Source organism: Bacteroides fragilis (assembly GCF_019583405.1).
GTDB classification, from domain to species: Bacteria; Bacteroidota; Bacteroidia; order Bacteroidales; family Bacteroidaceae; genus Bacteroides; species Bacteroides fragilis_B.
Window position 1 is genome coordinate 280,687 of the sequence record NZ_SZUU01000001.1, and the last position, 14,464, is coordinate 295,150.

The following is a 14,464-nucleotide window of genomic DNA, read 5'->3' on the forward strand; positions in this document are numbered from 1 at the left end:
ATCGCAGATTGCACTGGCTTTCACCGTTTAAGGATTGATTCCGTAGATTGTTGGAGCCGGGTAACTTGTGTCACCCTGTGCAGTCTGCGGTGAATCCTATCTGTTTCTTATTGAATATAAACCGAATAAAAAAGACAAACGAAGAAATTTAATGAAATACATGTTATTGACCGGACTGCTTCTCGGCAGTCTGACCGTACAGGCGCAAGTGAGCGGTACGGTGAAAGATCAGGCAGGCGAACCGATTATAGGTGCCAACGTTTTCTGGAAAAACATTCCCGGTGGGGTAGCCACTCGTGAGGACGGTACTTTTTCCATATCTAAACCCGACAAGTCCAATCATCTGATCGTAAGTTTTATAGGTTACGAAAACGACACCATACAAGTGAACGATAAGAAAGCCGTTCTGGACGTGGTGCTGCGCGAAGGAATGGAACTGAGTGAAGTGCAGATTGTCAGCCGTAAGTTGAGTACGCTGAAGTTGCGCAGCAGTGTGATGAACGAAGAGATCATTACCAGCGACGAGCTCTGCCGTGCGGCATGTTGCAATCTCGGTGAAAGTTTTGTTACCAATCCGTCGGTAGATGTCAGCTATTCGGATGCTGCAACGGGAGCGAAACAGATCAAGTTGCTCGGGCTTTCCGGAACCTATGTGCAGATGCTGACCGAGAATATCCCGAACTATCGTGGTGCTGCTTCTCCTTATGGATTGGGTTATGTGCCCGGTCCCTGGATGCATAGTATACAGGTTTCAAAGGGAATCTCGTCAGTAAAAAACGGTTACGAGGCTCTTACGGGACAGATCAATGTTGAGTTTAAGAAGCCGCAGTTGCCTGAGGCCGATTGGGTTTCGGCCAACCTCTTTGCCAGTACTACCAATCGTTATGAAGCGAATGCAGACGCCACCGTGAAACTGTCCAAGCGGTGGAGTACTTCATTGCTGGCGCATTACGAGAATGAAACAAAGGCACACGACGGCAATGATGACGGCTTTGCCGATATTCCCCGGATAGAGCAGTATAACTTCTGGAATCGCTGGGCATATATGGGGGATCATTATGTGTTTCAGGCCGGTATCAAGGCATTGGACGAAAGCAGAAAAGGTGGTCAGGTGAGCCATAGCGGCGTGCCGGCAGCCGATCGGTATGAAATAGACATCGACACCCGGCGCTACGAGGCCTTTACTAAGAATGCCTATATATTTAATAAGGAGAAGAATACGAATCTTGCATTGATTCTGTCCGGTACGTTGCACAATCAGGATGCACTTTATGGACGGAAGATCTATAACGTCGACCAATCCAACGCCTATGCTTCGCTTATGTTCGAAACCGAATTTACGAAAGAGCACAATCTATCTGCAGGCTTCAGCTATAATTATGACGGATACGACCAGCATTACCGACTGACCAATAACGCTGAAACACCGTTGACGAAAGTTTTTGCACGTGAATCGGTGGGCGGGGCCTACGCACAGTATACCTTCAACCTGGATAATAAGTTCGTGTTGATGGCCGGACTTCGTGGCGACCATAGCAGTGAGTACGGATTCTTTGTGACTCCGCGTGCGCACATTAAGTACAACCCCAATGACTTTGTTCATTTCCGTCTTTCCGCCGGAAAGGGATATCGCACCAACCATGTGCTTGCCGAGAATAATTATCTGATGGCAAGCAGCCGCAAGGTGAGCATCGCCGATCATCTTGATCAGGAAGAGGCTTGGAATTATGGAGCAAGCATATCGGGATATATCCCGCTTTTCGGGAAGACGCTGAACCTGAACCTGGAATACTATTACACCGACTTTCTGAAACAGGTCGTTGTCGATATGGATACGAATCCGCACGAAGTGGCCTTTTACAATCTCGACGGACGCTCGTACTCGCAGGTATTTCAGGTGGAGGCCACTTATCCCTTCTTTCAGGGATTCTCGCTGACTGCCGCATATCGCTGGACAGATGCCAAGACTACCTATAATCATCAATTGATGGAGAAGCCCCTGACGGGAAAATATAAAGGCCTCGTCACTGCCTCTTATCAGACTCCGCTGGGTTTGTGGCAGTTTGACGCCACATGGCAGATGAACGGGGGAGGACGTATGCCCAATCCGTACACACTTGCCGACGGAACCCCTTCGTGGGATGCACGCTACAAAGGCTTCAGCCAACTCAGCGCCCAAGTGACACGCTACTTCCGCCGCTGGTCGATATACATCGGGGGCGAAAACCTGACTAATTTTAAACAGAAGAATCCGATTATCGACGCTGCCGATCCTTGGGGCGATCGTTTTGACTCAACCATGATATGGGGGCCGGTTCATGGAGCGAAAGGATATATCGGAGTCAGGTTCAATCTGGCGAGAGATTAAGAATAAAAAGTGACAGATCACAGAATTTATCAATACTAATACTTACATTTATGAAGACTAAAAAAATGATTGCTACCCTGGTGGTGGCTTTGCTCTCGGTGACGGCCGTTATGGCAAAAGACTTCCGTACTGTCGTTTTCAAAGTGGCACAGATGGAATGTGCCAACTGCGAACGAAAGGTGAAGAATAATATCAAGTTCGAGAAAGGGCTTAAAAACTTTACAACCGATCTCAAGGAACGAACCGTTACCATTACCTATGATGCCGAAAAGACAAATGTTGAAAAGCTGAAAGAAGGCTTTCGGAAATTTAAATACGAAGCTGTAGTCATAAAGGAGGCAAAGGAAACGGACAAGAAGTGAACATTGTTCTTTACCTCATTGTTTATTAGACAGTATATATAATAATAGATTATGAGTAATATAACAAAGAAGGCGTTTCCTGTACTGAACATGCACTGTGCAGGGTGCGCTAATAATGTGGAAAAAACAGTGAAGAAACTGGCCGGTGTGGTAGACGCATCGGTCAACTTCGCCACAAACACACTGTCCGTTTCGTACGAGGCCGACAAGCTGACCCCCGGAGAGATCCGTGCGGCTGTACTTGCCGCAGGTTATGACCTGATAGTGGAAGAGGCCCTGAAAGAGGAACGTCAGGAGGAGGCACAGGAGAAACACTACCGGCTGCTGAAGCGGCAGGTTATCGGTGCATGGATCTTTGTTGTTCCTATGTTACTGTTTTCTATGGTTCTGATGCATGTACCTTTCTCTAACGAGATCCAGTTGATACTGGCTCTCCCTGTAATGATCTTTTTTGGTGGATCTTTCTACGTCAACGCCTGGCGGCAGGCACGTCTGGGGAGGAGTAATATGGATACACTGGTGGCACTGAGTACCTCCATCGCATTCCTGTTCAGTGTCTTCAATACATTTTTCCCTGAGTTCTGGTATAGCCGCGGACTTGAACCGCACGTCTATTACGAAGCCGCAGTAGTCATCATTGCCTTTGTACTGACCGGAAAGTTAATGGAAGAGCGTGCTAAGGGAAACACCTCTACCGCCATTCGTAAATTGATGGGACTTCAGCCCCGTGTGGCCCGAGTGCTTCGCGAAGGGATCGAAGAAGACATATTGATAGACCAGTTGCAAACCGGCGATCTGGTGGTCGTACGTCCGGGCGAACAGATTCCCGTGGACGGACGTCTGTCTGAAGGAGAGTCTTATGTAGACGAAAGCATGATTAGCGGAGAGCCTATTCCTGTAGAGAAGAAGGTAGGTGACCGGGTACTGGCGGGAACTATCAACCAGAAAGGAGCTTTTGTAATCAAAGCTTCCGGTGTGGGAAGTGAGACGGTGCTGGCACGCATCATCCGCATGGTTCAGGAAGCGCAGGGAAGTAAAGCTCCCGTACAGCGTATCGTAGACCGAGTGACGGGTATCTTCGTACCGGTGGTGCTGTGCATTGCCGTGCTGACATTTGTCATCTGGCTGTTGGTGGGAGGAACCGATTATTTTTCACATGCCTTGCTTTCGGCTGTATCCGTACTGGTCATTGCTTGCCCGTGTGCTTTGGGACTTGCTACTCCTACCGCTCTGATGGTGGGCATCGGCAAAGCTGCCGGCAACCATATTCTGATAAAGGATGCTGTTGCCCTCGAGCAGATGCGTAAAGTCAATGTAGTGGTACTCGATAAAACCGGGACATTGACCGAGGGACACCCCACTGTCTCCGGATGGCTTTGGGCCCAAGTACAGGAAGAGCATTTCAAGAATGTTCTGCTGGCAGCCGAGCTTAAATCCGAACATCCGCTTGCCGGAGCCATTGTCTCTTCTCTGCAAGAGGTGGAGAAGATAGTTCCTGCCCAGTTGGAGAGTTTTGAGAGTATCACCGGAAAAGGTATCAAGGTGGTATATCAGGGTGACACTTATTGGGTGGGCAGCCACAAATTGCTGAAAGATTTCAGTGCTTCTCTTTCTGACGTACTTGCCGAGATGATGGTGCAATACGAATCGGACGGGAACAGTATCGTTTACTTTGGCCGTGGAACAGAGGTACTTGCCGTTGTCGCCATTGCCGACCAGATAAAGCCGACTTCTGCCGAGGCGGTGAAGGAACTGAAACGTCAGGGCATCGACATTTGCATGCTGACCGGTGACGGACAGCGGACTGCACTTGCCGTATCGGGCAAATTGGGCATCGACCGCTTTGTGGCAGATGCTTTGCCGGATGATAAAGAAGAGTTTGTGCGTGAGCTCCAGATGCAGGGCAAAACGGTTGCTATGGTGGGTGACGGAATCAATGACTCACAGGCGCTGGCTTTGGCTGATGTCAGCATAGCGATGGGGAAAGGCACCGATATAGCCATGGATGTGGCGATGGTTACGTTGATGACATCCGATCTGCTGTTGCTCCCCCGTGCATTCGAACTCTCCAAGCAAACAGTAAAACTGATTCACCAGAATCTGTTTTGGGCGTTTATCTATAATCTGATAGGTATTCCCATTGCAGCCGGAATCTTGTTCCCTATCAACGGGTTGCTGCTCAATCCGATGCTTGCCAGTGCAGCGATGGCATTTTCAAGTGTAAGTGTCGTGCTGAATTCACTGAGCCTGGCCAGAAAATAACAATTCCTTTCAGAAGTTGCCACAGAGAGGGCACAGAGTGACACAGAGCAAATTTTAAGTCATGAATAATCAACACATGAACGCTCTGTGTTACTCTGTGCCCTCTGTGGTAAAAAAGGGTTTTGAATGTCTTTCCCGGAGAAAGTCGTCAGCTGTTTCTGAACTCCAGCGGACTCATGCCTACATATCTCCTGAAATATTTTCCAAAGAACGAAGCACTGGGGAAGTTCAGTGAATAAGCGATTTCCTGGATAGTCATGTTGCTCGATTTGAGTTTGGCTTTTGCGTCGATGATGACCACGTAGGCTATGACGTCCAGTACGTTACGTCCGGTCACCTGCTTGACCGTGGTACTGAGGTGTTGCAGCGATATTCCCAACTTGTCCGCATAGAACTGGGCACGACGCTCCTCGGTGTAATGTTCCGTGACCAGTCCTACCAGTTCGCGGCAGATTTCTTCTTTACGGTTCGTATTGTGGTTTTTCGAGGAGTATCTCTGATAGATTAATCCGACGGCAGTCAGGATCGATCTTAAAGACACCTCTGTCATTTCGGAGGGGAGAGATAATTTTTCGTCACACGTCACGCGTGCCAGCAAAGAAAAATAATCTATCAGATAGCTGGCTATATCCTCCTGCAATTCTACAATCGGACATTCGGTTATTTTGGAGAAGGAACTGACCATTGATTTTATCAGATTGATGCGCTCTACGCATTCCGATGAGAATCCCGCAAAGCATAAACGTACTTTTTCCGTGCGTTCGCGGAATTGGATAATGGTACCCGGTAACAGTGTGATCAAGTCGTTCGGTTTTATCTCGTAGTCAATCAGATTAATGGTTGCGGTCATCTTGCCTTCCGTACAAATAGCAAAGATGCCGGCTTTCAGCCTGCATGATTGTTTGTAGATATTTAATATATCCTCGGTTACATCATTCCATGCCAAAATCTCGCACGGAAGATCTACTTGTGGAAAGTCAAACTTCATATTACTTTCTTTTTTTGAATCACGCAAATATACACATTTTCTTTTATTTTTTTATCTTTGTCCTTATGAAAACAATTACAACCGATTGGGAACTCATTCCATATTCTGAGGCATGGAGCCGCCAGACGGAATGGTTCGATGCCCTTGTCCATGCGAAGCAGAACGGGGAGAGTTACGAGAACCGTATAATTTTTTGTGAACATCCGCACGTTTACACGCTGGGGCGTAGCGGGAAAGAAAATAATATGTTGCTGGGAGAGGAGCAACTGAAGACTATCGGTGCCACTCTCTATCATATCGACCGTGGGGGAGACATCACTTATCACGGTCCCGGGCAGCTGGTGTGCTATCCGATTCTCAATCTTGAAGAGTTCGGATTGGGATTGAAGGAGTATGTGCATTTATTGGAAGAAGCCGTCATCCGTGTCTGCGCGTCTTACGGCGTTGTGGCGGGACGGTTGGAGAAGGCGACCGGTGTCTGGCTGGAGGGAGATACGTCCCGGGCCCGCAAGATATGTGCGATAGGAGTCAGGAGCAGCCATTATGTGACAATGCACGGATTGGCATTGAATGTCAATACCGATTTACGTTATTTCAGCTACATCCATCCTTGTGGTTTCATTGATAAGGGTGTGACCTCGCTTCAGCAAGAACTTGGCCGCAGCATCGATATGGCGCAGGTGAAAGAACGGTTGGGCCGGGAGTTGCTTGCTGTCCTTTTGTCAAAATGATAATCAAACCTCTTCAGATTGCTCTGTTTCCGCCCAATGATACACTGAACGGATAAAATCGCCTTCCTTGCGGGTTGGCGATTTTATTTTTGATATCAGATATCTTTGCAGGCTGTCATAATGGCGATGTCGTGAAGCCATCGGAATGAAAAGGTGCGTAATAAGAACATGTAGCTCTCTTTCTGTTAGTTCGAACTTGTCTGCTTCGGGAGTACAACCAGAGAATAATCTTTCTCTTTTAACCTCCGAAACCCTAACAATAGATGTAAAGTAGGAAAACATATAGAGATAATTTGAAAAGACGTAAGCATATTCTGTAAATGCTTACGTCTTTCGGACCGAATGCTTACTTCTTTTCGGAGAAATCCCGGCACTTTTCGGGTCGGACCCCGGCTTTCCGGCTACAAAAGTCCGGTTTTCCGGGAAGAAAAGTCCCGTTTTCCGCCTTCCTCACTTCCGGTTGCTGTCTAAAAGCAGAAGGCATTGTCATGAAATCCGCTAATATCCTTTCATATTGACAAGAAAAATCCCCGAAATATATCAAAATGGTTTCGGGGATCGGGGAGAGTCCGTTGTGCTCCCTTTCTCGATTTATTTTTTCATTCTCAGCACTCTGATGCCGGTCAGCGATTTTCTGTCTTTCAACATTTGGCTCAGTGCGGTTTTGCCCACTACTACTTTACCCTCTTTGGATGAAGCATGCAGCAGGTGCAACTGCCCCTTGATGTAAATGGCAATGCCCATGTGGCTTACGTCCAGTCCCGGAGTATTGGTGGTCAGGGCGATGATGTCTCCGTTCTTGATCCAAGGCAGTCCGTCCGGTTCCAGTTTGTCTTTGGGCAGATAGTGTACCTCTTTGCCGCTCAAGGCTTTTTCATACTTTGCCATTTGGGCTACGTTCTCCGGAGAATTTTTCAACGATTTGTAGAGTTCCGGATGCGTACTCATGTACGAGAGCGACAGTTTTTGTTTGAAGGGGCTGTAGGCAGCCGTTACATCTTCGAGCAGGCCTTGGCGGACTGCATTGTTGATCCAGTCGGATATATAGTGCAGGCGGGAGGTGTATCCGTCTATTTTTCCGTCACGATAGCGGATGCGTTGCAAATTGCGGGCGAAATCGCCTTCCTGCATTTCGTCTCCTTGCTGCGGGCAGAGGGCCATTGCCAATGCATATTCAACGAAAGTGGTACAATCCACTTCGTCACAATTGATAATAAGGTCTTCTGTGTCATCTACTTCCAGGGTGCCTGCCTTATAGGGGGTGTCGACAAACCCGAGTCCGTTACTCAGCACCAGGCTGTTCTCCTGTGCTGCAACTGTTCCGGCCAATAGGCTGGTACATAATAAAAGTGTGCGAATTGTTTTCATTTTTATAAAGATTGTTTTTGTAATACCTTCGTTGTATCTATTGGAACCTGACTCCGTCCCGCAACCATTTTTCTAACTCTTCCGTCCATTGGCGTTTATAGGCAAAACTGTCATAGAACCCCCATCCGTGTCCGCCCGTGGGATAAATGTGGAGGGCGGCAGGCACCTTATGCTTTTGCAGGGCCAGATAGTAATTCACGCCATTGGCGGGAGACACGCCTTCATCGTCCGAAGAGAGGGTGATGAAAGCTTGCGGAGTGTGATCCGTCACTTGCTGTTCGTTGGAGAACTTTCTGGTTAACTCCGGCGTTGCGTCCGGCCCGAGCAGATTGTGGCGTGATCCTCCGTGGGTGTCGCCGGACTCCATCGTGATTACCGGATAGAGTAATATCTGGAAGTCGGGTCGCGTGTCCTCACTGCTGTAATGCGTAGCAAGGGTGGAGGCGAGATGGCCGCCGGCCGAAGCTCCCATAATGCCTACCCGGTCTGTACGAATATTCCAGTCTTTGGCATGCTTCCGCACTATTCGTATCGCTTGCTCAGCATCCGACAAAGGCACCTCGCTGTGTCCGTTAGGCATCCGGTATTTTAGTACCACATAGGTGATGCCCAATGAATTGAACCATTGTGCCATATCGTGTCCTTCATGATCCATGGCCAAAAGAGCATAAGCACCACCGGGACACATGATGATGGTCATGCCGTTGGGTGTCGCCGGACGATAGACGGTGATGGTGGGCCGTGTGACGTTAGTGAGCCGGTATGGAGCCGACATCACTTCTTCGCCTTTCAGCCCGTTATCATTGGGAGCACCGTTGGGCCATAAAGGCAGCTCAACGGGCTTTTGTGCTGACAAGCCGGTAGCCATGAACAGAAGAATGGATGTGATTAATGTTTTCATTTTACTTTCATGGATGCTTTGATGAAATAGAGAATTAACAGGGCATAGGCTATCAGGGCCGCAAGTTGAGACAGGGTGTTGTTCAGCCATGCGTCATTTACCAGATTGATGCCTCCGAAGCGCATTGCCGCACTGACTACACCCATCAGGGCACCTCCGGCGATGAATCCGGATGCCAGCAACGTACCTTTCTCTCCCCGTTCCGTGTTGAGTGAAGCGTCTTTGCTGCGGGTAGTCACATACCAGTTGATCGCACCGCCCACCACCAGCGGTATATTCAGTTCGAGAGGAATAAACATACCGAGTGCAAATGCCAGTGCGGGAACTTTCAGGAGCGTCAATACGATGGCCAGTACGGCACCGATGCCATAGAGCATCCACGGAGCGCCCACACCACTCATTAACGGCTCGATGACGGCAGCCATTGCGTTAGCCTGCGGGGCAGCCAGCTGACCGCTTGTGAATCCGTAAGTTTTGTTCAGGATAATCATTACACCGCCTACGGTAGCAGCCGAAACGATGGTTCCGAGGAACTTCCATGCTTCCTGCTTGGCCGGTGTGCTGCCGAGCCAGTATCCGATTTTCAAGTCTGTGATAAAACCTCCTGCCATGGAAAGTGCGGTACAGACCACACCACCCATTACCAATGAAGCCACCATGCCTGAAGGGCCTTTCAACCCGACAGCCACCATAACGACCGATGCCAGAATCAATGTCATCAGAGTCATGCCCGATACGGGATTAGTGCCCACGATAGCGATTGCATTGGCAGCTACCGTTGTGAACAGGAATGAAATTCCGGCCACCAGCAGGATGGCTACCAGTGTATGCACCAGGTTGCCTTGCATCACATCGAAATAGAAGAAAAGCACCACCAGAATCAGCGTGATAATGGAACCGATGGCAATGATTTTCATTGAGAGGTCGCGTTGGGTGCGGATAATGTTCTTTTCGGCATCACTCTTCCCGCCCATTTCTTTGGCTGCCAGTCCCACCGCACTGCGGATGATGCTCCATGATTTGATGATGCCGATGACACCTGCCATGGCAATGCCGCCGATACCGATGCTTTTGGCATAGTAGCTGAATATCTGTTCGGGACTCATAGAGCCTACCGTGGCGGTTATGTCCGGATTCCACTGATTCAGTACCGAATCACCGAAGAAGAGTGACATGCCCGGTACGATGATCCACCACACGGCCAGGGAGCCGAAGCAGATAATGGAAGCATATTTCAGTCCGACGATATATCCCAGGCCGAGTACGGCTGCGCCGGTGTTTACCTTGAAAACCAGTTTGGCTTTGTCGGCCAGCATTTCGCCTACTCCGCATACGCGGGTGGTGAAGTTTTCGTTCCACCAGCCGAAGGTAGCCACGATGAAATCGTACAGCCCGCCGATTAATCCTGCCATCAGCAATGGCTTGGCCTGGCTGCCTCCTTTTTCACCCGATACCAGCACTTGTGTGGTGGCTGTCGCTTCGGGAAAAGGATACTTGCCATGCATGTCGCTTACAAAGTATTTGCGGAAAGGGATCAGGAACAAGATGCCCAGTACACCGCCCAGCAGTGAACTGATGAACACTTGCATAAAGGTGACCGACATATCCGGATATTTGGCTTGCAGGATGTAGAGGGCAGGCAGTGTGAAGATGGCTCCTGCCACGATGACGCCTGAGCAGGCGCCGATGGATTGGATAATGACGTTTTCGCCGAGTGCGTTTTTGCGTTTGGCTGCGCCGGATACTCCGACTGCTATAATGGCGATGGGGATGGCAGCTTCGAATACTTGTCCTACTTTTAGTCCCAGATAGGCTGCGGCAGCCGAGAAGAGGATGGCCATGGCGATGCCCCATGCTACAGACCAGAGGTTTACCTCCGGATACGTTTTCTTTGGACTCATCAGCGGGTTGTACACTTCTCCCGGTTTCAGTTCCCGGAATGCGTTCTCGGGTAAGCCCGTAAACTTGTCTTCTTCTTGTCTCATAATTGTTTTTTGTAGTTTATGTATAGTTTATCAGATTTCCAAACGGTCGGTTTCTCAAAACAGCTTCAAAGTAAGCAAAAAAAAAGGAGAATCCCGAAAGATTCTCCTCATTGTTGTTATTAATTTTGGCTTATTTCGCGTCCTTGGCTGTCATGTCGCCTTCCACGAAAAGACGTATCATCTCCGTCTTGGCGTTTGTACGCAGGGTTATGGACTTTTTGAAGTGTCCCGGATATTTATCTGTTCCGTTGTAAGTCACCTTGACTGTACCTGTTTTTCCCGGCATGATAGGTTCCTGGGTATATTCGGGTACCGTACATCCGCATGATGCTACAGCCTGATGAATGACTAATGGGGCATCGCCGATATTTGTGAACTTGAAAGTGCAACTCACAACAGGATTGTTTTCCGAGAATGTTCCGAAGTCGTGGGTTGTCTTATCAAACTTTATTTCTGCTTTTCCTTGAGCTTGGGCAAGTCCGATGCTCAGCACCATCATAGTGATAAAAAATAGTATTTTCTTCATTTTCTATTTCTTTTTATGGTTTTGTGAGTGGCAAAGGTAAGGCTTTTTTTGATAAATGGTGTCGTATGACGGTGAAATTGTATTAAAAAGGCATCTGACGGAGAGGGTGTAGCTGTCCGGTATATAGGGTGTAGCCATACGAGGCTTAGGGCTACACCCTGTGCACCGGATGGCTACACCTCTTTAGAATACGGCCGGAAACAAGAGGGTGAAGATACTGCCTTTTTCCGGTTCGGATGAAACGGTGACGGTGCCGCGGTGCAGATGCATGATCTGTCGTGAGATGGTCAGACCGATGCCCGATCCGGTGGGTTTAGTCGTGAAGAACGGGATAAAGATGCGGTCGAGCACCTCTTGCTCGATTCCTGTTCCGTTGTCTTCTATCCTTATATAGGGGCGTTCTCCGGAACTTAATCCGGCTGAGATCCGGATGTCGGTCGCATCGTTCTCACGGGCGTTTTTAATCAGGTTGATCAGCACTTGTTCTATCAGATCCTTGTCCGCCACCAGGCGTTGGGCTTTGGGTGGAAGCATCAGGTGCAGATCATTCGGTTCTCTGTGCATCAACCGTACCACGCCTGTCAGTAATTCTTGTGATGTATATATCTTCAGCAGGGGTTGTGGCAGGTGAGACACTTCCCGGTAACTGTTGACAAACCGAATTAACCCGTCGCCCCGCCGGCGGATGGTTTGTAACATCCGGCGTATTTCGGCCCGCTCTTCTTCATTGCCGTCAAAGTCTTCGATCTGATGTTCCAGCAATTCGGACAAAGACGTGACCGGAGTGATGGAATTCATGATTTCGTGCGTCAGCACACGGATCAGTTTCTGCCAGGCTTCGGTTTCCTGGCTGTCTAATACCGAATGGATGTTTTTCATGCTGGCTACTGTGAGCGGCCGTCCCTGTATCACAAACTCCATTCCGGAAAGTGCCAGCTGGATGGTTTCTTCCTCTTTTTTTGCCTGAAGAACGGAGATGTCACCCGCTTTTAAGGAGTAAAGGCGGCCGGGCAGCTCGCTGTGAAAGTATTTCAGTTCATCGATACTTTTCAGATTGTGGTTGTCGAGCAGTCTTTTGGCGGCTTCATTCATCCACTCGATCTGTCCGGAAGGGCTATATACCAATACGGACATATCGATGTGATTGGCCAGAGCCTGAAAATATTGCAGTTTGCTTTCTTTCTTCTGAAGGTTCTGTTTGTAGAAATCCAAGGCTTGGTTCATTTCGTTCAGAAGTTCTACCGGTAGTGAACGGAGGCTTTCTTCGCTTTGCACGGGGGAGGAGAGGAACTCGGAATAGCGGACAGACCAGATGAACTGTGCCATGGCACGTGTGGAGCGGAGGATGTAGCGATAGATTCTGTAGGTTGTGTATAGCAAGAGGCATACGGATACCGGCAGGCTGATATAGAAACCGTGCATGCCTAACCACACGGTGGTGTAACAGCAGATCAAAAGGGCTACTGTCAATATAAGGGGTTGCCTCGCCCATTTTTGTTTCATGTCGTGTAACTGTTTGAGGTTATAATCCGTGTTTCTCGATCCGCCTGTATAGTGATGTCCGGGTGATTCCCAGCATTTCTGAGGCTAACGTAATGTTGCCGGCACAAAGCCGGAGTACTTCGCTGATGGTTTCGCGCTCCTGGCGTTCAAGGTTGTATTTCTCTTTCTCCGAAACTTGTGCTTGAGGCGGTGTGCGAAGCATGAAGTCGTCCGGCATCAATATTGGATTGCCTGAGAGGATGACCGCCCGTTCGATGGCATGTTCCAGCTCGCGTACATTCCCCGGCCAACGATAGAGCTGCATCAATCTGCGCGCTTCTTTTGAAATGCCCCGGACCTCTTTTTTATATTTTTTCCGGTAGCGTTGCAAAAAGTGATCGGCAAGCAGGAAAAGGTCGTTGCCCCGTTCGCGTAAGGGAGGGATACGTATTTCAATCGTATTGATGCGGTAGAGAAGATCTTGCCGGAACAGCCCGTTATCAATGGCTGTATACAGGTCGGCATTCGTTGCGCATATCAGTCTCACGTCTACCGGATAAGAAGTGGTGGAGCCCAGTCGCGAACTTTTGCGTTGTTCGATGACCGAAAGCAGCTTGGCCTGTAAAGGCAGGCTCAGGTTGCCAATTTCATTTAGGAACAGAGTACCTCCCGAGGCTACCTCCAGCCTTCCGGGTTTCTTTTTCCGCGCATCTGTAAAAGCGCCTTTTTCGAATCCGAAGAGTTCGCTCTCAAACAGTGTTTCGGGGATGCTTCCCAAATCGATCGGGACGTATATTTCTCCTTTCCGGGGCGACTGCTCGTATACATAGCGGGCTATCAGATCTTTTCCTGTACCGTTTTCACCTAAAAGTAACAGGTTAGCGTCCGTATCGGCAAATTTCCGGATGGTCTGGAAAATAGCCTGCATGGTGGCCGATTCACCGATGATTCGGGCTGGTTCCGGTGAGGGGGCGGTCAGAGCTTCTTTCTGCTCCTTCAGTGATTCTACTTCCGTACGGCTGAAGCTGAGTTGTAATGCCGCAGATACGGTTGCAATCATCTTATCGTTTTGCCAGGGCTTGGCGATGAAGTCGGTAGCGCCGAGCTTGATGGCCCGTACAGCCTTTTCGGTATCGGCATAAGCTGTGATGAAGATTACCACTGCCCCCGAATCCAATTTCAGGATCTCTTCCAACCAGTGGAATCCTTCCCGTCCGCTGACAGCATCGTTCCTGAAATTCATGTCCAGCAGGATGACATCATAGTGCGTGCGCGACAGGATGGGTAGCAGTTCTCTCGGATCGGTCGTGGTGCTAATTGATTCTGCAATGGGGCGTAACAGCATTTTCAGTGTGAAAAGGATGTCTTCATTGTCATCGGCTATCAGTATTTTGCCTCGTTTCAGTGTCATAGTATAGTATGTTGATTGGCAGGACAAAGATAGAGAAAAAGTTTGGGTAATCTGTGTACGATATCGTACAAAAACTGCAC

General features: G+C 49.0%; 11 protein-coding genes. 4 read left to right on the forward strand and 7 right to left on the reverse strand.

Going from position 1 to position 14,464, the window contains the following annotated elements; all coding sequences use genetic code 11:
- Positions 1 to 151: 151 nt before the first annotated feature.
- Genes FDF36_RS01160 through FDF36_RS01170 form a run of 3 tightly spaced genes read left to right on the forward strand, consistent with a single transcriptional unit; the run spans position 152 to position 4,992 of the window.
- Positions 152 to 2,368, forward strand: a complete 2,217-nt coding sequence (locus FDF36_RS01160) for a TonB-dependent receptor (protein ID WP_220390012.1) — start codon at positions 152 to 154, stop codon at positions 2,366 to 2,368.
- A gap of 50 nt (positions 2,369 to 2,418) precedes the next feature.
- Positions 2,419 to 2,730 carry a heavy-metal-associated domain-containing protein gene (locus tag FDF36_RS01165; protein WP_005787238.1) on the forward strand — a complete coding sequence of 104 codons (312 nt, stop codon included), beginning with the start codon at positions 2,419 to 2,421 and terminating at the stop codon, positions 2,728 to 2,730.
- 51 nt (positions 2,731 to 2,781) lie between these two features.
- Positions 2,782 to 4,992: a heavy metal translocating P-type ATPase gene (locus FDF36_RS01170; protein WP_220390013.1), complete on the forward strand. Its 2,211-nt coding sequence runs from the start codon at positions 2,782 to 2,784 to the stop codon at positions 4,990 to 4,992.
- Positions 4,993 to 5,140: 148 nt separating this feature from the next.
- On the opposite strand, the gene FDF36_RS01175 is transcribed toward FDF36_RS01170, so the two are convergent.
- Entirely contained in the window at positions 5,141 to 5,980 is an 840-nt protein-coding gene (locus FDF36_RS01175; protein WP_005787242.1) for a helix-turn-helix domain-containing protein, read from the reverse strand.
- A 65-nt stretch (positions 5,981 to 6,045) separates the two neighbouring features.
- Between FDF36_RS01175 and lipB the strand changes: the two genes are divergently transcribed.
- Positions 6,046 to 6,711: a lipoyl(octanoyl) transferase LipB gene (lipB, locus tag FDF36_RS01180; protein WP_220390014.1), complete on the forward strand. Its 666-nt coding sequence runs from the start codon at positions 6,046 to 6,048 to the stop codon at positions 6,709 to 6,711.
- A gap of 591 nt (positions 6,712 to 7,302) precedes the next feature.
- Here the strand turns inward: lipB and FDF36_RS01185 are convergent.
- The 6 genes from FDF36_RS01185 to FDF36_RS01210 all read right to left on the reverse strand — a co-directional run bounded on the left by FDF36_RS01185 (position 7,303) and on the right by FDF36_RS01210 (position 14,384).
- On the reverse strand, positions 7,303 to 8,079 hold the full coding sequence (locus FDF36_RS01185; RefSeq protein WP_005817845.1) for an N-acetylmuramoyl-L-alanine amidase-like domain-containing protein: 777 nt from the start codon (positions 8,077 to 8,079) through the stop codon (positions 7,303 to 7,305).
- Between the two features lie 37 nt (positions 8,080 to 8,116).
- Positions 8,117 to 8,980 carry an alpha/beta hydrolase gene (locus FDF36_RS01190; protein ID WP_220390015.1) on the reverse strand — a complete coding sequence of 288 codons (864 nt, stop codon included), beginning with the start codon at positions 8,978 to 8,980 and terminating at the stop codon, positions 8,117 to 8,119.
- Positions 8,977 to 10,965: an OPT family oligopeptide transporter gene (locus FDF36_RS01195; protein ID WP_220390016.1), complete on the reverse strand. Its 1,989-nt coding sequence runs from the start codon at positions 10,963 to 10,965 to the stop codon at positions 8,977 to 8,979. Before FDF36_RS01195 ends, FDF36_RS01190 begins: the two co-directional genes overlap by 4 nt.
- A gap of 130 nt (positions 10,966 to 11,095) precedes the next feature.
- On the reverse strand, positions 11,096 to 11,491 hold the full coding sequence (locus FDF36_RS01200) for a DUF1573 domain-containing protein (protein WP_220390017.1): 396 nt from the start codon (positions 11,489 to 11,491) through the stop codon (positions 11,096 to 11,098).
- Positions 11,492 to 11,674: 183 nt separating this feature from the next.
- A complete protein-coding gene (locus FDF36_RS01205) occupies positions 11,675 to 12,994 on the reverse strand; it encodes a sensor histidine kinase (protein ID WP_220390018.1) in 1,320 nt (439 codons plus the stop codon).
- Between the two features lie 19 nt (positions 12,995 to 13,013).
- Positions 13,014 to 14,384: a sigma-54-dependent transcriptional regulator gene (locus FDF36_RS01210; protein ID WP_220390019.1), complete on the reverse strand. Its 1,371-nt coding sequence runs from the start codon at positions 14,382 to 14,384 to the stop codon at positions 13,014 to 13,016.
- Positions 14,385 to 14,464 lie beyond the last annotated feature (80 nt).

What these genes read in the sequence shown, in the direction of transcription:
- FDF36_RS01160 (WP_220390012.1), top strand. Translation starts at nt 152, where the DNA reads ATGAAATACATGTTATTGACCGGACTGCTTCTCGGCAGTCTGACCGTA.
- FDF36_RS01165 (WP_005787238.1), top strand. Translation starts at nt 2,419, where the DNA reads ATGAAGACTAAAAAAATGATTGCTACCCTGGTGGTGGCTTTGCTCTCG.
- FDF36_RS01170 (WP_220390013.1), top strand. Translation starts at nt 2,782, where the DNA reads ATGAGTAATATAACAAAGAAGGCGTTTCCTGTACTGAACATGCACTGT.
- FDF36_RS01175 (WP_005787242.1), bottom strand. Translation starts at nt 5,980, where the DNA reads ATGAAGTTTGACTTTCCACAAGTAGATCTTCCGTGCGAGATTTTGGCA.
- lipB (WP_220390014.1), top strand. Translation starts at nt 6,046, where the DNA reads ATGAAAACAATTACAACCGATTGGGAACTCATTCCATATTCTGAGGCA.
- FDF36_RS01185 (WP_005817845.1), bottom strand. Translation starts at nt 8,079, where the DNA reads ATGAAAACAATTCGCACACTTTTATTATGTACCAGCCTATTGGCCGGA.
- FDF36_RS01190 (WP_220390015.1), bottom strand. Translation starts at nt 8,980, where the DNA reads ATGAAAACATTAATCACATCCATTCTTCTGTTCATGGCTACCGGCTTG.
- FDF36_RS01195 (WP_220390016.1), bottom strand. Translation starts at nt 10,965, where the DNA reads ATGAGACAAGAAGAAGACAAGTTTACGGGCTTACCCGAGAACGCATTC.
- FDF36_RS01200 (WP_220390017.1), bottom strand. Translation starts at nt 11,491, where the DNA reads ATGAAGAAAATACTATTTTTTATCACTATGATGGTGCTGAGCATCGGA.
- FDF36_RS01205 (WP_220390018.1), bottom strand. Translation starts at nt 12,994, where the DNA reads ATGAAACAAAAATGGGCGAGGCAACCCCTTATATTGACAGTAGCCCTT.
- FDF36_RS01210 (WP_220390019.1), bottom strand. Translation starts at nt 14,384, where the DNA reads ATGACACTGAAACGAGGCAAAATACTGATAGCCGATGACAATGAAGAC.